Below are 15,708 nucleotides of genomic sequence, written 5' to 3'. Positions count from 1 at the left end.
TAAACAACAAGGGCGCACCGTGGTGCGCCCTTGTTTGATAGGTCAATGCCAGGTTTCGTTAGCCCTTGAGGCTATCGAGATCCTTCTTGGCCCGCTCCAGCTCGGTGATGCGCGCCTCCAGACGAGCCAGGGTCATCCGATCGCTGGTGGTACCGCGTGCCACGATCAGCTCGTCGATGGCCGCCTGATAATCCCCGCGCAGTGCGAGCATCTCGGCCCGCGCCATATGCAGCTCGGTCATTCTGCCCGCCTTGCGATAGGCATCGGCCAGCAGGTTCCAGGCCAGATTGTTCTCCTCATGGGCACGGGCATAGGGGTCAAGGATGGCGATGGACTTCTTGTAGTTGCCGCTCTCGAGGTAGGCGTTGCCGAGGTTGACCACCACCACTTCGTTATCCGGCATCCGGCTGCGGAACTTCTCGAGGCGCGCGATGGCCTGGGCACTGCGCCCCTTGGCCAGATCGATGTCGGTCTGGGCATCGACGATAAAGAGATCTTCCGGATGACGGGCCGCCAGCTCCTGCATCAGGGTATCAGCCTCGTCGGTGCGCTTGAGCTGGATCAGCGCCAGCGCCTTGCCATAGATGGCGGCATCCTTGAGCGGATAATCCCCTTTCTGGATCCGGCTATCGAAGTAGCTCAGCAGCCCCTGCGGGGTATCGGTACCAAAACGCACCTGAATCCGCACCTTGGCCAGCCAGAAGTCGAGACTGGGCGGCAAGTCGCGGCGACCATAGCTGCCCGCCCGAGCGCGGGCCTCGCTGATCCGGGTCTCCGGCAGCGGGTGAGTGAGCAGCATCTCCGGCGGCTTGCTGGCGTAACGGTATTCGGCAGCCAGTTTCTGGAAGAAGTTGGCCATCCCCATGGGATCGAAACCGGCATCATAGAGGGTCTTCATGCCGATGCGATCCGCTTCGTATTCGTTGTCGCGGGTGTAGTTGATGGCTGACTGCATGGAGAGACCCAGCGTGGTCTGCAGCGCGGCGATACCGGCTGTCGGGTTGATCACTGCCAGCGCGATGGAGCCCACCAGACCGGCCAGAGTCACCGCCGAGCTGCTTGCCTGCGCTTCCATATAACGGGCGATGTGGCGCTGGGTCACATGGGTGATTTCGTGGGCCAGTACCGAGGCCAGCTCGCTCTCGCTGTCGGCGTAGAGGAAGAGGCCAGTGTGCACCTTGACTCGCCCGCCGAGGAAGGCGGCCGCGTTGATGCTGGGATCATTGATGAGGAAGAAGGTAAACGGGAAACGTACCCCATCGGCATTGGTCAGCAATCGCTGACCCAGATCGTCAATGTACTGGCTCAGCACCGGATCATCGATGATCGGCAGACCCGCACGGGCAAAGCGCATAAAAGCGTTGCCGTAACGCACTTCCTGCTCGATGGGCAGGGCAGCAACCCCGGCCGTGCCGATGTCGGGAAGCTGATTGTTGGCCTCGGCATGAAACGTGGCGCCCATCAGGGAAGCCAGCAGGGGAAGCGATGCCATCAGGGGGGAAAAACGTGCCACGTTATCTCTATCTCCATCAGAAAGGGCCTCGGCAGAATACCCTTGCCCATCAAGGGCTACAAGCGTTGTTTCATGCTCTTATCACGGCCATAATAGCGGCCACCTGCCTGATGGAGCCCCCATGGAAATTCTCGACCTGACCCCCTGGCGTTGCCCCGAGCCGCTGATCCGGCTCAAGCTCTGGTTAAGGGAGGCCAAAAGCGGTCAAACCGTCACCATACGGCTGGCCGATGCGGGCTCCCGGCAGGATATTCCGGCCTATCTGCACCGTCAGGGCCACCATGTCGAGGTGCAGCAAGAAGCGGACAAAACCCTCTCTTTGCAGTTGGTTGTCGGGGCTAAACAACCATCTTGAGCCCCAGTGATGTAAGGATGCCGTCATGTTAGAAGTATTGAAGCGCTGGTATCAGACCCGTTTTTCCGATCCCGATGCCGTTACCCTTTTCCTGTTGCTGGTGTTCTGCTTCACCATCATCTGGCTGTTTGGCGATCTGCTGGCCCCCCTGCTGGTGGCGCTGGTAATGGCCTATCTGCTGGAGTGGCCGGTCGCCCGGCTGCAAAAAGCGGGGCTGTCGCGCACCCTGGCCACCAGCGTCATTCTGATCCTCTTTATTGCGGTAGCAGTCGCCTCCTTGCTGGGTCTTATCCCGACGCTGGTCAGTCAGGGGATCAATCTGGCCAAAGAGGCGCCGGCCATGCTGACCCACGCTCAGGATTATGTCCGCACCCTGCCTGACAAATACCCCGAGCTCATCGACGTCAGTCTGGTGGAGACCGTCATCGACAATATTCGCCAGCGCATCCTCAGTGGCGGCGAGCATCTGGTAAGCGCCTCCCTCAGTTCGCTGGTCAACGTGGTCGCCATCATGATCTACCTCATTTTGGTGCCGCTGATGGTCTTCTTTATGCTCAAAGACAAGCGAGTACTGATGGGCAGCCTGCGCCGCTTCCTGCCGCGCAACCGCACCCTGGTCAACCGGGTGTGGGTCGAGATGAACAACCAGATCATCAACTACATCCGCGGCAAGGTGATCGAGATACTCATCGTCGGCATCGCCACCTATGTCCCCTTCGCCCTGATGGGATTGCGCTACTCGGTGCTGCTGGCGGTCGCAGTCGGCTTCTCTGTGCTGATCCCTTATATCGGCGCCGCCGTGGTGACCGTACCGGTCGCCATGGTGGCTCTGTTCCAGTGGGGGCTCACCCCCGAGTTCGCCTGGCTGATGGTGGCCTATCTGGTCATTCAGGCTCTCGATGGCAACCTGCTGGTGCCGGTGCTCTTCTCGGAGGCAGTCAACCTCCATCCGGTGGCCATCATCATCGCCGTGCTGGTCTTCGGCGGCTTGTGGGGATTCTGGGGTGTCTTCTTCGCCATTCCCCTCGCCACCCTGGTCAAGGCGGTGATCAATGCCTGGCCAAAACGTGAAGAGATGCCCGGTGCCGCAAAATAACCTGCTTCCCCTGCAATCGTGACAACGGAGTGTCCATGACCTTTTTTCGTCAAATCAGAGCGGCAGGACTGACGGCCCTGCTCCTCGCTGCCGCCCTGCCAGCGCGTGCCGATATCGATCTTGGCGCCATGGATCTGCTCACCAGCGACAGCCCTACCAGCCCGGTGCCACAGGGCTTTGTCGCCGGAGCGGCGCTCATCGGGGGACAAGCCCGCTATGAAGCGCAGGACAACGCCCTCTACGCCATCCCGGGCTTTATCTACTTCGGCGACGACTTTATGTTTCTGGGAGATCGGGCCCGCTACTACTTCCACAAGGATGAGAAGGTCGCCCTCTATGGCTATGGCCGGGTCCGTTTTGGCAATCTGGATCCCGAAGACTCTCCCGCCTTCACCGGCATGGAGCAGCGAAAGTGGCAGCTGGAAGGCGGGATCGGTGGCAACATCATCACCCCCTACGCCCTGCTGACCGTGCGTGCCAACAGCGATGTCACCGGCCGCAGCAAGGGACAGGAGCTGCTGCTGTGGGCCGATTTCCCCATCCTGCGCGACAACCTGCTGATCATGCCGGGGATGGGGCTGATGCTGCGCAGCGACAAGATGGCCAACTACTACTTCGGCGGCATCTCCGAGAGCGAGACAACCGCCCAGCGGCCTGCTTGGGATACCGGTACCACCCTCTCCCCGATGACGGCCCTCGTCACCAGCTACCGCTTCAGCCCCAACTGGATTGGCATGTTTGCCATGAACTACGAATGGTATGATCGGGACATCAAAAACAGCCCCATCGTCCAGCACGATGGCGAGCTCTATGCGGGTTTTGCGCTGGGCTATATCTGGTAACCGTTATGAGTCTTGAACCGTGAGACACGACCAAACAAAAGGGAGCCCTCGGCTCCCTTTTTCACGACCATCAGGCTGGTCGTACAGCCTGCTCAGGCGTCCAATTCAGGCTTACAGCGCCGCCAGAAAATCGATCAGCTGCTGATTGACGAAGGCCGGATTTTCCAGCGACGAGATGTGGCCAGCCATCGGGATCTCCCTGAACGGGCAACCCAGCACCTCGGCCATCAGATAGCCCTCCAGCACCGGACGGGCCTTGTCCTCGCAGCCGGTCATCACCAGTGCGGGAGTGGTGATCTCCTCCAGCCACTCGATGCGATCTTCGCGGGTCACAAAGCTGCGGCCCACCGCCACCATGGCGGCAATCTTCTCGTTTGGCCAAGCGGCCAGACGCGCCTTGAAACCACTCATCAGCGCCTCATCAGGCTGGCTGGCAAAGAAGATAGGCGCCACCTGTTCGATGATGGGCGCCGGCACGGTGCCGAGCTGCTCGATCATCGCCAGCATGCCGAGGTAGCGCTCGCAGGTGATCTGCGGTTCCAGGCCGACAAAACTGTCCATCAGCACCAGACCCTTGAGGCGGTTTGGCACCATGCGCGCCAGCTCCACACCCCACATGCCGCCGATGGAGAGGCCCACCAGTACGAACTCGTCAACCCCGAGGGCATCGAGCAGCGCCAGATGATCGCGCGCCAGGGTTGCCAGCGTGCAGGCGCCTTCCGGAAGCAGATCGGAATCGCCGTGGCCCCACAGCTCGGGAACGATGCAGCGATAGCTGCCCTTGAGCGCCTCGATTTGCGGCGCCCACATGGCGCTGTCCCACAGATAACTGTGACCAAACAGCAGTACCGGCCCTTGCCCTTCATCCAGATAGGCCATCCGACGGCCCGCTATCTCCATAAAATGCTTCATGTTATCTCCTGTTGCCAGCGATGGGCGGGCAGTGTATCACGTCCCCCTTGGCAGGTGACGCCTCCCTGGTGCAAGCTGACAGTGACTCAAAGAAGTCACCCATGAAAGGATGCCAAAAGGAGAAGCCCATGGCGAAGGAGAAGAGCAAGAAGCGGCCGCGTCTGGACAAGAAGTGCTACGAGCACCACCTTGCCCATCTGCAGGAGGAGCTGGTCAAGCTGCAGGAGTGGGTCAAGCAGGAGGGACTGAAGGTGGTGGTGCTGTTCGAGGGACGCGACGCCGCCGGTAAAGGGGGCGTCATCAAGGCGATCACCGAGCCGCTCAACCCCCGGGTCTGCCGGGTCACGGCGCTGCCCGCCCCCTCCGATCGAGAGCGCTCCCAGTGGTACTTTCAGCGTTATGTGGCCCACCTGCCCGCCGCTGGCGAGATGGTGCTGTTTGACCGCTCCTGGTACAACCGGGCCGGAGTCGAGCGGGTGATGGGATTTTGCAGCGACGCCGAGTATCGCGAGTTTCTGCGCGCCTGCCCCGAGTTTGAGCGGATGCTGATCCGCTCCGGCATCACCCTGATCAAATACTGGTTCTCGGTCAGTGACGAGGAGCAGGAGAAGCGCTTTAAAGAGCGGATCAACACCCCCATCAAGCGCTGGAAGTTCAGCCCGATGGATTTGCAATCCCGGTCACGCTGGGTGGAATACTCCCGCGCCAAGGATGACATGTTCACCTACACCGACACCGAGGATTGTCCCTGGTTCGTGGTGGAGGCAGATGACAAACGCCGTGCCCGCCTCAACTGCATTGCACATCTGCTGAGCAAGGTACCCTACGAGGCGATCCACTACGAGCCTATCAAGCTCCCCCCCATCAAGACCGAAGGGTATGAGCGCCCGCCGCTGGCCAGCCAGACCTTTGTGCCCGATATTACCGCCGAACTCGAGGCTTGAACCGGGTTACCTTGCCTACCTGCATGTTCAAATCGCAGGCAATAAAAAGCCGGTCTGACGACCGGCAAAAAGGCATTGATTATTAAGAAAGGAAAACCAGCACAACAAAAAATCAGGTACGGATATATTTGGCGGTCCGTGGGAACGCCTGCTCCTTGGCATCGAACAGGTAGCAGGCTTCGGCCGGGATACCCACGCTGTAGGTCTGACCGGTCGCCACATCCACATCCGAGGTAGCCTTGACGGTAAAGTCGTGACCATCCACATCCATATAAACGAAGGACTCGGCGCCCAGGTGCTCGGCCACCTGCACGATCCCGCTCACCTTGCTGTGCGCATGGGGGTGATCCAGCGGCATCAGGTGCTCGGGGCGAATGCCCAGCTCCACCTTGTCACCCACAGCGCCACTGCGGGCATCGACCCGGGCACGCACGGTATCGCCAGAGGTCAACTTGACCAGGCACTCCTGCTCGCCAATCTCCAGCAACTCGCCCGCCAGGAAGTTCATCTTGGGAGAGCCGATAAAGCCCGCCACGAACTTGTTGTCCGGGTTGTGGTAGAGATCCAGCGGTGAACCGAACTGTTCCAGGTTGGTGGCAGCTTCGGCCTTGAGCGGGCTCAGCACCACAATCTTGTCGGCCAGAGTCATCGCTTCCACCTGATCGTGGGTCACGTAGATGATGGTGGAGTTAAGCTCTTTGTGCAGCTTGGCGATCTCGATCCGCATCTTGACCCGCAGCGCGGCATCCAGGTTGGAGAGCGGCTCGTCAAACAGGAACACCTGTGGCTGCTGCACGATGGAGCGACCGATGGCGACCCGCTGACGCTGACCACCGGAGAGCGCCTTGGGCTTTCTGTCCAGCAGCGGCTCGAGACCCAGGATCTCGGCGGCGCGCATCACCCGCTTGTGGATGTTCTCCTTGTCCATCTTCTTGAGCTTCAGACCAAAGGCCATGTTCTCGTAGATGTTCATGTGGGGATAGAGGGCGTAGGACTGGAACACCATGCCGACGTTGCGCTCTACCGGCGGCACGTCGTTCATGTAGCGACCGCCGATGGTCAGCTCACCGCTGGTGATGTCTTCCAGACCCGCGATCATCCGCAGCAGGGTGGATTTACCGCAGCCTGACGGGCCGACGAAGACAATGAACTCCCCTTCCTTGATGGAGAGGTTGATGTTGCGCAGGGTGTCCTTGTGAACAGCCGGATCGTAATTTTTGCGAACGTTGTTGAGTACTACTTCAGCCATGACGAGCTCCGCTCTTGAATCTTTGCAAATCGTGATAGCGGGGGGAGTGAGCTCCCCCGGCCATAAACTTAACCTTTCACACCACCAGCAGTCAGACCGCCAACCAACCAGCGCTGTGCCAACAGGAAGACCACTGTGATGGGGAAACCGGAGAGCACTGCGGCCGCCGCGAAATCACCCCACAGATAGTTCTGCGGATAGAGGTACTGCTGGGCCCCGACCGCCAGGGTCAGATTGTTCACATCCTGCAGCAGGATGGAGGCCATGGGCACCTCGGTAATGGAACCGATAAAGGCCAGAATAAACACTACCGCCAGGATGGGCACCGACAGGGGCAACAGGATCAGACGGAATGCCTGCCACGGGGTCGCACCGTCGATGGCCGCCGCCTCCTCCAGGGAGGAGTCGATGGTCTCGAAGTAGCCCTTGATGGTCCAGACGTGGAGGGCAATCCCCCCCATGTACGCCAGGATCAGGCCACCGTGGGTGTTGAGACCGAGCCAGGGGATGTAGTCACCAATCTTGTTAAAGAGCGCGTAGATGGCTACCAGTGCCAGCACTGCCGGGAACATCTGGAAAATCAGCATGCCCTGCAGGATGGTGGACTTGCCACGAAAGCGCAGGCGGGCAAAGGCGTAAGCACAAGTGGTGGAGAGCGTCACGATCATCAGGGCTGTGATGCCGGCGATCTTGATGGAGTTCCACAACCAGGTCAGCACCGGGAACGGCGGCGGCGTGATGCTGCCGTCGGCGTTGGTGATAGACATGCCCAGCGCCAGCTTCCAGTGATCCAGCGTCGGATTGGAGGGGATGATCTCCCCTACCGCGAAGTTACCGTTACGGAACGAGATGGCGATAACCATGATCAACGGGAAGATGATCAGCGCCAGGAAGCCCCACATGACCAGGTGGGTTGCCCACACCCGGTATTTGACTGATTTGGGTTGTACGATTGCCATGTTGAAGCCTCCTTACAGCTGCTTGTCGGCTTTGGACAATTTCAGGTTGAGCAGCGCCAGCGCACCTACGATGAGGAAGATAGCTGTGGCGATGGCACTGGCCAGACCGTAGTCCTGACCACCCGATCCCTGGAACGCAATCCGGTAGGTATAACTCACCAGCAGGTCGGTGGTACCTGCCGGGGTGCTGGCGCCGATGATGTCGGGCGCACCGTTGGTCAACAACTGGATAAGCACGAAGTTGTTGAAGTTGAAGGCGAACGAGGCAATCAACAGCGGTGTCAGCGGCTTCATCAGCAGCGGCACGGTGATCTTGAAGAAGTTCTGTACCGGGCCGGCACCGTCCATGGCGGACGCTTCATAGAGATCTTCCGGAATGGCTTTGAGCAGGCCCATGCAGAGGATCATCATGTAGGGGTAGCCGAGCCAGGTGTTGACAATCAGGATCATCACCTTGGCCAGGAAGGGGTTGGTATACCAGTCCGGTTTGATGCCAAATGCCGCTTCCAGGAACATGTTGATCTCACCGAAGTTCTGGTTGAACAACCCCTTGAACACCAGGATGGAGATAAACGCCGGGATCGCATAGGGCAGGATCAACATGACCCGATAGAAACCGCGCCCCTTGAGCTCTTCCCACTGCACCAGACAGGCCAGCACCATACCGATAGCCAAGGTGAAAGCGACGGAGCAGGTTGAGAAGATCACGGTCCAGATGAAGATCTGCAGGAAGGGTGACTGGATGCCCGGATCGGTGACGATGCGCGCGAAGTTCTTCCAACCGACGCTCACCACAAAGCCCGGAGCAATACCCTTGCCGACAAACTGACCCTGTTCGTCGATGTACTGATAGAAGCCGGTCTCACCATTGGGCAGCATCAGCTCGCCATTCTGGGTATCACGCAGCAGGTTGCTGTCTTTGATCACCACGCCGGACTTGAGCACGGCACCATCCATCAGACGGGTGTAGTGCTGCTTCTGGGCGGCAAACTTGCGCAGGCTGCTCAGGGTCAGGTGGGTACCGCCATCCGGCAGCACCAGATCAAGGTCACTCAGGTGAGTACGATGCTCAACAATGGCGCGGATCGGTGCGGCCTTGCTGGCCGCTTCGCCGGTGAAGGGCTGCAGCTCGACCACTTGCTGGGTGTTCTGCACACGGCCCTCGCGGGACGCCAGCTCACGGGCCTTGTTGGTCATCAGGGAAACAGGTTGGCTGATAAAGGATTGATCATCCTGTGTCAGCAGCAGCTGGAACTGGCCGTTGTCGCCACCCAGCAGGGTAAAATCGAATTCACCGCCCGCCACCTTGTAGGTTTTCTTCAGGTGGTAGTCCCGCGCCTGCTCCACGGAGAGCAAGTTGGACCCCGAATAGTTGGTGAAGGCAATGCCAATGGTGTAGGCAAGAGGGAAGATGATAAACACAACCATGCCCGCAACACCCGGAAAGATGTAGCGATGGGCATAGGTCTTCTTGTTCATGAAGACATACAGACCGACGGAAACCACCACCAGATCCAGCAGCGCGAATACCCACTCGCCACTGGCGTACATCATCACGGCTGCGTAGCCGTTGAGGATGGCAACCAGGGCCGCTATGGTCCACTTAAGCCAGGTGTGCTTATCCTTCGGACCGGCATAGGACTCAACAGAAGGTACTACTTCCATGCCAATTAACCTTTATAACGCCAAGAGAGATTTGAGAGAGTGGGAGGCCATGGCGGCCTCCCGGGTAGTGCGTGCTTACTGAACGATACGCTTGGCAGCGGTATCCAGAGCTTCGTCAACACCCTGACGACCGGAGGTCACGTTCTTGAGGGCAGTTTCGAAGGAAGACCAGAAACGGCTCATCTCGGGAACGGATGGCATCGGCTCGCCAGCCTGGGCGTTCAGCATGGTGGCCTTGATGTGCGGATCGGATTCCAGGGTCTTCTGGAAGGATTTCAGCGCAACGGCACCCAGCGGCTTGTCGGCGTTAACCGGCGCCAGACCGGCATCGGTCAGCAGGTAGTTTTCCAGGAACTCGATAGCCAGATCCTTGTTCGGGCTGGCAGCGTTGATGGTGGCACCCAGTACGCCAACGAAGGCTTTGGCCGGCTTGCCGTTCAGGGTCGGCAGCGGCGCTACGCCGTACTTGATGCCGCTCTTGTCCAGGTTGCTCCAGGCCCAGGGACCGTTGATCATCATGGCCACTTCGCCCTTGTTGAACTTGGCGTCCATCACACCGTAGTCGATGCCTTTTTCCAGGTGACCGGACTTGATCATCTCGGATATGTAGCCCACGCCCATCTTGGCACCTGCGTTGTTCACGCCGGTATCTTTGACGTCATAACCGGTAGCGGTTTTCTTGAAGGCGTAACCACCGTTGGCAGCCACCAGCGGATAGCTGAAGTAGGGGGTGTCATAAGCCCACATGATGGCGCGCTTGCCGTTTTTCTTCAGAGTCTCGTCAATCTTGGCGATCTCTTCGAAGGTTTTCGGCGGCTCGGGCAGCAGGTCTTTGTTATAGATCAGGCTGACAGCTTCCATGGCAACCGGGTAGCCATAGGTTTTGCCATCAACAGTCATGGCATCCCATGCCAGCTGTTCAAATTTGCCTTTGGTGGCAGCGTTCGGCGTTACCGGAACCAGCAAACCGGCTTTGACCCACTCACCGTAACGGTCGTGAGCCCAGAAGAAGATGTCCGGGCCGTTGCCAGTGGCGGCGGCTTGCTGGAATTTCACTTCAACCTGATCCGGGTGAGCCACAGTAACCTTGATGCCGGTTTCTGCTTCAAACTTCTTACCCACTTCAGCCAGACCGTTGTATCCCTTGTCACCGTTGATCCAGATGGTCAGCTGGCCTTCATCGATGGCAGCAGTAGCAGAGCAAGCGACGCCAAGAGTGGCCAGACCGATCAGGGATGACAGCAATTTCTTTTTCATGAGCCTTTCCTTGTATTAGTTCCGCGCTGTAAGAGCATTGTGTGCGAGATGAATATTATCCCAAGCGGCAAACGGCTCACATGACGCAACTCGCATTTTTGAAATGCAATTACGTATTTCCTTCCAGAAAGTTTTGAAAACATTTTCTTATTTCAGGGAATTACGGCCATTTATCGGCTTAATTCCAGACAACCACAGAAAAATAATTACCAAAATGAAATAAAATTTCACAAGTGAAAGGGTTTTCACCTCAATGAAAACCCTTTCAGGTGGTTTATTTTGTTTGATTTGTTAACAAAGTACCGCGCCAGTTTCGAGGTCTGCCCGGGCGCAATAAAAAAAGAGACCCCGCCGGGGCGGAGTCTCTTTTTGCCAGAAATGACGACTTGATCACACTCGGGAGCATGACTACGACTGGCGCAGCAGCTGATCCTTGAGATTGGGCGGCACACCCTTGATGGTCAGGGTGTCGGTCTGGGGATCGTAAAAGATCCGGCTGTTCAACAGCTTCTGCTCAAAGCTCAGAGTCAGACCGCCGCCGGAGCCGACAAACTTGGTCAAACCACGCAAGGTAGAGCGATCCGCAGGGAAACGCTCTTCCAGCTCATACTCCTGACCAATAAAGCTGTAAAAATCGAGGTCACCGTCGCCGGGCAATTCTGCAGACAGCTCCTTGATTTCGATCTCTTCACCGGCGCTCGCCTGTTCGGTGCAATATTTGAAGACCTGCTTTTTATAGTCATTGCGCTCGGTCGGTTCGAGCTGACGACTGTCACAATAATCTTCGACCGCCTGCAGCAAGCCTTTATTTTGTACCTTGGCATCCATGCCCTCGCGGGCACCCAGCAGATCCATAAAGAAATCACCCAGTTTGCGACCAATGCGCCCCTTGCTGAAGGTGATATAGCGGCGCGAATCTGGTTGGGTTTTCCACTCGGTCAAATCAATGCGGGCCACCAGATTGAGTTTGCCGATATCCAGATACTGGATATGGAGCAATTCCAGCGCTTCGCTGACGGTGACGCTCTCCTTGCCCTCCAGCAGGGCAATCAGCAGATAATCGACCCCGACATAATTGTATTTGGCAAACAGCAGCACCCCCTGCTCATCGAGGGCGTGCTCCACCAGCTGCTTGACCAGCATCTGGGTCACAGTGACCGAGAAGGGAACGAATTCGGTCTGCTCGTCGAGCAGCTGTTCGAGGGCGATACGAAACGCGGGTGAAGGCTGCTTGGGAGCCTCTTCACCGTCGGCCAGCTCGGCGACGGCGGCCTCGGGGTCAGCAAAGAAGCCAAAACCCTTGCCGCCCTTGCCGTTGTAGATCCGATGCAGTTCCGCCATCAGTCCCTGTACCGCCTCATCAGGGGGCAGGGTCTGGCTGCGGGTATCGGCGTGGGGTTGACCATCGCCGCCCTGGCGCAAGGAGTGAAGAATGATCTTGTCGATATCGAGACTCATGTCACAAAGCCATAGTGTTAGCCGAAAGGGTGAAGTATTATAAGGCGCTTTGAACCGAGATGAACTGAAGATTATGCCTATCGTATCAAAGTACAATAACGAGCAATTTGACGCCCTGATGAACGACCTGATCACCGCGCTGGAAAAGCATAAAGCGCCGGTGGATCTCAGCCTTATGGTGCTTGGCAATCTGACCACCAATATCATCAACGGTATGGCACCGGCCCAGCGCCAGGCCATCACTGAAAAGTTTGTCCAAGCCCTGACCGCATCGGTCGATAATCGCCACGACGCACACTGAGTCCCCGACTCTGTTGATTTGACGTTTCTCAACGCAGATGGATCACTATGGTCGAAACCGGTAACCCCTATCGTGATAATGTCTCTCGCCTGATCACCTGGGGGCATTGGTTCTCCTTCTTCAACATTATTCTGGCCATGCTCATCGCCACCCGTTATCTGGGTGCCATCAGCTGGCCATCGACCACGCTTGGCGTGATCTATCTCGTTGTAAGCTGGATTGGCCACTTCTCGTTTCTGAGTTTTGTCACCTACCTGTTGACGATCTTCCCGCTCAGCTTCGTGCTGCCCAAGGAGAAGTCGTTGCGGTTCATCTCGGCCATCATCGCTACCCTGGCGCTGGTGCTGCTGCTGATCGACACCCAGGTATTCCGGCTGTTCAAGTTCCACCTCAACAGTCAGGTATGGCAGTTGCTGCTGGATCAGGCGCAGACCGAAGAGGGCTCAATCTGGAGCATCATCTTCGTTGCCGTGCCCACCATCTTCCTGCTGCAACTGCTGCTGTCGGCCTATGTCTGGCGCAAGATCAACAAGCGCAAGCGCCGCCAGTACGGCAATCAGGTGGGGCTGGCCCTGCTGATCTGCTTTATTCTGACCCACGTGGTCAACAGCTGGGCGGATGCGACCCTCTATCAGCCCATCACCATGCAGAGAGCCAACTTCCCCCTCTCCTACCCCATGACGGCCCGCTCCTTCCTGGCCAAACATGGCTGGCTGGATCTGGATCAATACGAGAAGCAGGCTGCTTCCCAGGGGGATAACAGCGACAGCCGGATGCACTATCCGCTGCGCCCGCTCAACGTCAACGCCCCCCTGACTCACCACAATCTGCTGATTGTGGTGGTCGACTCATTGCGTTTTGACATGCTCAACAACATCAACATGCCCAATCTGCAGCGCTATGCGGATCAGCATCTGACGTTCCGCAATCACCTGAGTGGTGGCAACGACGATCTGATGGGGATGTTCAGCCTCTTCTACGGGTTGCCCGGCCACTACTACAAGGACATCAGCAGCGACAAGCGTCCGCCGGTGCTGTTCGACGAGATGCTGCGCCAGGATTACCAGTTCGGGCTATTCGGCGCGATGGAAGATGCCCAGAAGTATCGCAAGAGCATCCTCGCCGGTCTGCGCAAACAGGTGTTTGTCTCCGAGCAGAGTGACGATGGCAAGCTGCTGACCGACTGGCAGCAGTGGCTGGAGAAGCGCTCTCCCGAGCGTCCCTGGTTCTCGCTGGTCTATCTCTCGAGCCCCGGCGACTACCAGTTGCCCGCCACCATGAAGGGGCCGTTCCAACCGGAGCTCGCCAACTTCAATCCGGCGACCGCCTATCGGGCGGAGAACCTGCAAAAACTGGAGAACCGCTACAAGAACTCGGTCTTCTATACCGACCAGTTGCTTGAACAGATGCTGACCAAATTGCAGTCGCAGGGGATGGACAGCAACACCATCGTCGTCATCACCTCCAACCACGGTCAGGAGTTCAACGACACCCGCAGCAACAGCTGGGGCGCAGGCAGCAACTACTCACCCTATCAGGTGCAGGTCCCGCTGGTACTGGCCTGGCCGGGGCGCGGCAGTGACGTTCGGGAACAACCGAGCAGCCATTTCGATCTGGCGCCGACCCTGATGCAGGGGATGCTGGGCGTGCGCAATCCGGCGCGCGATTACAGCGTTGGCCGCTCGCTGTTTGATACCAGCCCGCGCAACTGGCTGCTGGCCGGGGATCAGAATGACTTCGCCATCTATGAAGGGGACACCATCACCCACTTCAACAAGCAGGGTGACTTCGAACTGCTGGAGCGCAACAGCTATCGCCCGATCAAGCACGGCACCCCGGATATGGGCGCCATGATCCAGGTGATGAACGAGCTGAACCGCTTCTATCGCAACCAGTGAAGCGCCCGTTGATGGCTTGATACCATAAAAAACGCCCCGAATTCGGGGCGTTTTTCGTTGTATAGCCGGGCCACGTTCACGACTGTTAGCCACCCCACCCTTGCGGGTACTTGTAGCCGACGAAACGCTTGGCTGCATAGGCTTTGAAAGCCGCCGAGTTGTAGGCTGCCGCCACATCTTTGGCAAACGGCTGCTCCGCATCTGCGCTTTTCACCACCACCCAGTTGATAAAATCGTAGCTGCGCTCCAGAAACAGTCCTTCACTGAACGGGATTCCGCTGGAGGCGGCAAAATTACCGTTGATCACCGAGAAGTCCACATCCTCCCGCGAGCGGGGCAACTGCGCGGCTTCCAGCAGTACCAGCTTGAGATTGTGCGGATTGTTCACCACATCAAACTCGCTCGCCTTGAGCGGGTTTATCCCCTCTTTGAGAGTGAGCCAACCAAGATCCTGCAGCATCAGCAGCGCCCGCGCCTGATTGGTGGGATCGTTGGGGATGGCCACCGTGCTCCCCTCTTTCACCTTGTCGAGTGCTGCCAACTTGCCGGAGTAGAGCCCCATCGGACCGGTTGGCACTTGGGTAATGGGCGCCAGCGACAAGCCGCGATCTTTGGCAAAACTCTCCAGATAAGGTTTGTGCTGGAAACAGTTCACATCCAGTGATCCGTCAGCCAGAGCAATATTGGGGGTCACATAGTCGGTGAACTCCACCAGCTTGACCTTGTACCCCTTGGCCTCCAGCTGCGGCTTGATGGAATCGGTCACCATGTCGGCAAAATCCCCCACCGTGGTACCAATCACAATCTCCTGTTTGGTCGGCAAGGGCGCATCGGCGGCAACCGCGGAAAAAGAGAGGCTCCCGACCGCTATCGCGGCAATAAAGGTGCTGGCGCCAGCAGTGGCGCGCAAGGAAGCAGTCAAAGGAGAAGATAAGAAGGAACGAAACGGCATAGGGACTCCCTGTCAGGTACGCATCAAGCTATGGGACTGCGGCGGGGTGGCTCTCAGAGATTAAGCCCCTCAAACCGCAGCAATCTAGCCATCCAAACGGCTATTTTGGTTACCATAACAGAGCCATCCACTGCCGCCAAGCAATAAACCGCTGGTCCCACCTCATCACCCTTGCTGTCACCCCCGAATGCATAGCTGCACTCACATTGGCACACACAACCATGCCTCTCACGTTCAAGAGCGCACGAGCTCCCCTCGGGATTGCCCCGAATCGAGATGGCTGCGGCAAAGGAGAGTCGCGAGAGGA

At 58.1% G+C, this 15,708-nt stretch carries 14 protein-coding genes; 6 read left to right on the top strand and 8 right to left on the bottom strand.

The window, feature by feature from the left end; translation table 11 throughout:
* Positions 1-58 precede the first annotated feature (58 nt).
* On the bottom strand, positions 59-1,513 hold the full coding sequence (locus AB5Z02_RS07940; protein ID WP_005333848.1) for a M48 family metalloprotease: 1,455 nt from the start codon (positions 1,511-1,513) through the stop codon (positions 59-61).
* 121 nt (positions 1,514-1,634) lie between these two features.
* Here AB5Z02_RS07940 and AB5Z02_RS07935 point away from each other — a divergent pair, with 121 nt between their 5' ends.
* From AB5Z02_RS07935 to AB5Z02_RS07925, 3 genes are read left to right on the top strand one after another with little or no spacing between them, the layout of a single operon-like run.
* The gene (locus AB5Z02_RS07935; protein ID WP_069529159.1) at positions 1,635-1,868 is read left to right on the top strand and encodes a sulfurtransferase TusA family protein; all 234 of its coding nucleotides are present in this window, start codon (positions 1,635-1,637) and stop codon (positions 1,866-1,868) included.
* A 25-nt stretch (positions 1,869-1,893) separates the two neighbouring features.
* Positions 1,894-2,964: an AI-2E family transporter gene (locus AB5Z02_RS07930; protein ID WP_005333851.1), complete on the top strand. Its 1,071-nt coding sequence runs from the start codon at positions 1,894-1,896 to the stop codon at positions 2,962-2,964.
* Positions 2,965-2,999: 35 nt separating this feature from the next.
* The gene (locus tag AB5Z02_RS07925; protein ID WP_368215805.1) at positions 3,000-3,806 is read left to right on the top strand and encodes a MipA/OmpV family protein; all 807 of its coding nucleotides are present in this window, start codon (positions 3,000-3,002) and stop codon (positions 3,804-3,806) included.
* Positions 3,807-3,917: 111 nt separating this feature from the next.
* On the opposite strand, the gene AB5Z02_RS07920 is transcribed toward AB5Z02_RS07925, so the two are convergent.
* Positions 3,918-4,718: an alpha/beta fold hydrolase gene (locus AB5Z02_RS07920; RefSeq protein ID WP_368215804.1), complete on the bottom strand. Its 801-nt coding sequence runs from the start codon at positions 4,716-4,718 to the stop codon at positions 3,918-3,920.
* 128 nt (positions 4,719-4,846) lie between these two features.
* Here AB5Z02_RS07920 and ppk2 point away from each other — a divergent pair, with 128 nt between their 5' ends.
* The gene (gene ppk2 / locus AB5Z02_RS07915; protein ID WP_005361444.1) at positions 4,847-5,662 is read left to right on the top strand and encodes a polyphosphate kinase 2; all 816 of its coding nucleotides are present in this window, start codon (positions 4,847-4,849) and stop codon (positions 5,660-5,662) included.
* Positions 5,663-5,774: 112 nt separating this feature from the next.
* Here ppk2 and AB5Z02_RS07910 read toward each other — a convergent pair whose 3' ends face one another.
* From AB5Z02_RS07910 to yejK, 5 genes are all read right to left on the bottom strand, one after another.
* Positions 5,775-6,911, bottom strand: a complete 1,137-nt coding sequence (locus tag AB5Z02_RS07910; RefSeq protein ID WP_005333867.1) for an ABC transporter ATP-binding protein — start codon at positions 6,909-6,911, stop codon at positions 5,775-5,777.
* Positions 6,912-6,979: 68 nt separating this feature from the next.
* A complete protein-coding gene (gene malG / locus AB5Z02_RS07905; RefSeq protein WP_005333868.1) occupies positions 6,980-7,870 on the bottom strand; it encodes a maltose ABC transporter permease MalG in 891 nt (296 codons plus the stop codon).
* Positions 7,871-7,882: 12 nt separating this feature from the next.
* The gene (malF, locus tag AB5Z02_RS07900) at positions 7,883-9,535 is read right to left on the bottom strand and encodes a maltose ABC transporter permease MalF (RefSeq protein WP_005333870.1); all 1,653 of its coding nucleotides are present in this window, start codon (positions 9,533-9,535) and stop codon (positions 7,883-7,885) included.
* 75 nt (positions 9,536-9,610) lie between these two features.
* The gene (gene malE / locus AB5Z02_RS07895) at positions 9,611-10,792 is read right to left on the bottom strand and encodes a maltose/maltodextrin ABC transporter substrate-binding protein MalE (protein ID WP_005333871.1); all 1,182 of its coding nucleotides are present in this window, start codon (positions 10,790-10,792) and stop codon (positions 9,611-9,613) included.
* Between the two features lie 408 nt (positions 10,793-11,200).
* Entirely contained in the window at positions 11,201-12,250 is a 1,050-nt protein-coding gene (gene yejK, locus AB5Z02_RS07890; RefSeq protein ID WP_368215803.1) for a nucleoid-associated protein YejK, read from the bottom strand.
* Between the two features lie 73 nt (positions 12,251-12,323).
* Here yejK and AB5Z02_RS07885 point away from each other — a divergent pair, with 73 nt between their 5' ends.
* A complete protein-coding gene (locus tag AB5Z02_RS07885; RefSeq protein WP_005333874.1) occupies positions 12,324-12,551 on the top strand; it encodes a YejL family protein in 228 nt (75 codons plus the stop codon).
* A 47-nt stretch (positions 12,552-12,598) separates the two neighbouring features.
* A complete protein-coding gene (locus tag AB5Z02_RS07880) occupies positions 12,599-14,449 on the top strand; it encodes a DUF3413 domain-containing protein (RefSeq protein WP_368215802.1) in 1,851 nt (616 codons plus the stop codon).
* A gap of 85 nt (positions 14,450-14,534) precedes the next feature.
* Here the strand turns inward: AB5Z02_RS07880 and AB5Z02_RS07875 are convergent, their stop codons facing one another.
* Positions 14,535-15,401: a MetQ/NlpA family ABC transporter substrate-binding protein gene (locus tag AB5Z02_RS07875; protein WP_368215801.1), complete on the bottom strand. Its 867-nt coding sequence runs from the start codon at positions 15,399-15,401 to the stop codon at positions 14,535-14,537.
* Positions 15,402-15,708 lie beyond the last annotated feature (307 nt).

This window comes from Aeromonas sp. R2-3, from assembly GCF_040908375.1.
In the GTDB taxonomy this organism is placed as follows: Bacteria; Pseudomonadota; Gammaproteobacteria; order Enterobacterales; family Aeromonadaceae; genus Aeromonas; species Aeromonas veronii.
The sequence above is the reverse complement of the archived record's forward strand: the minus strand, read 5'-3'. Positions and strand labels throughout refer to the sequence as shown.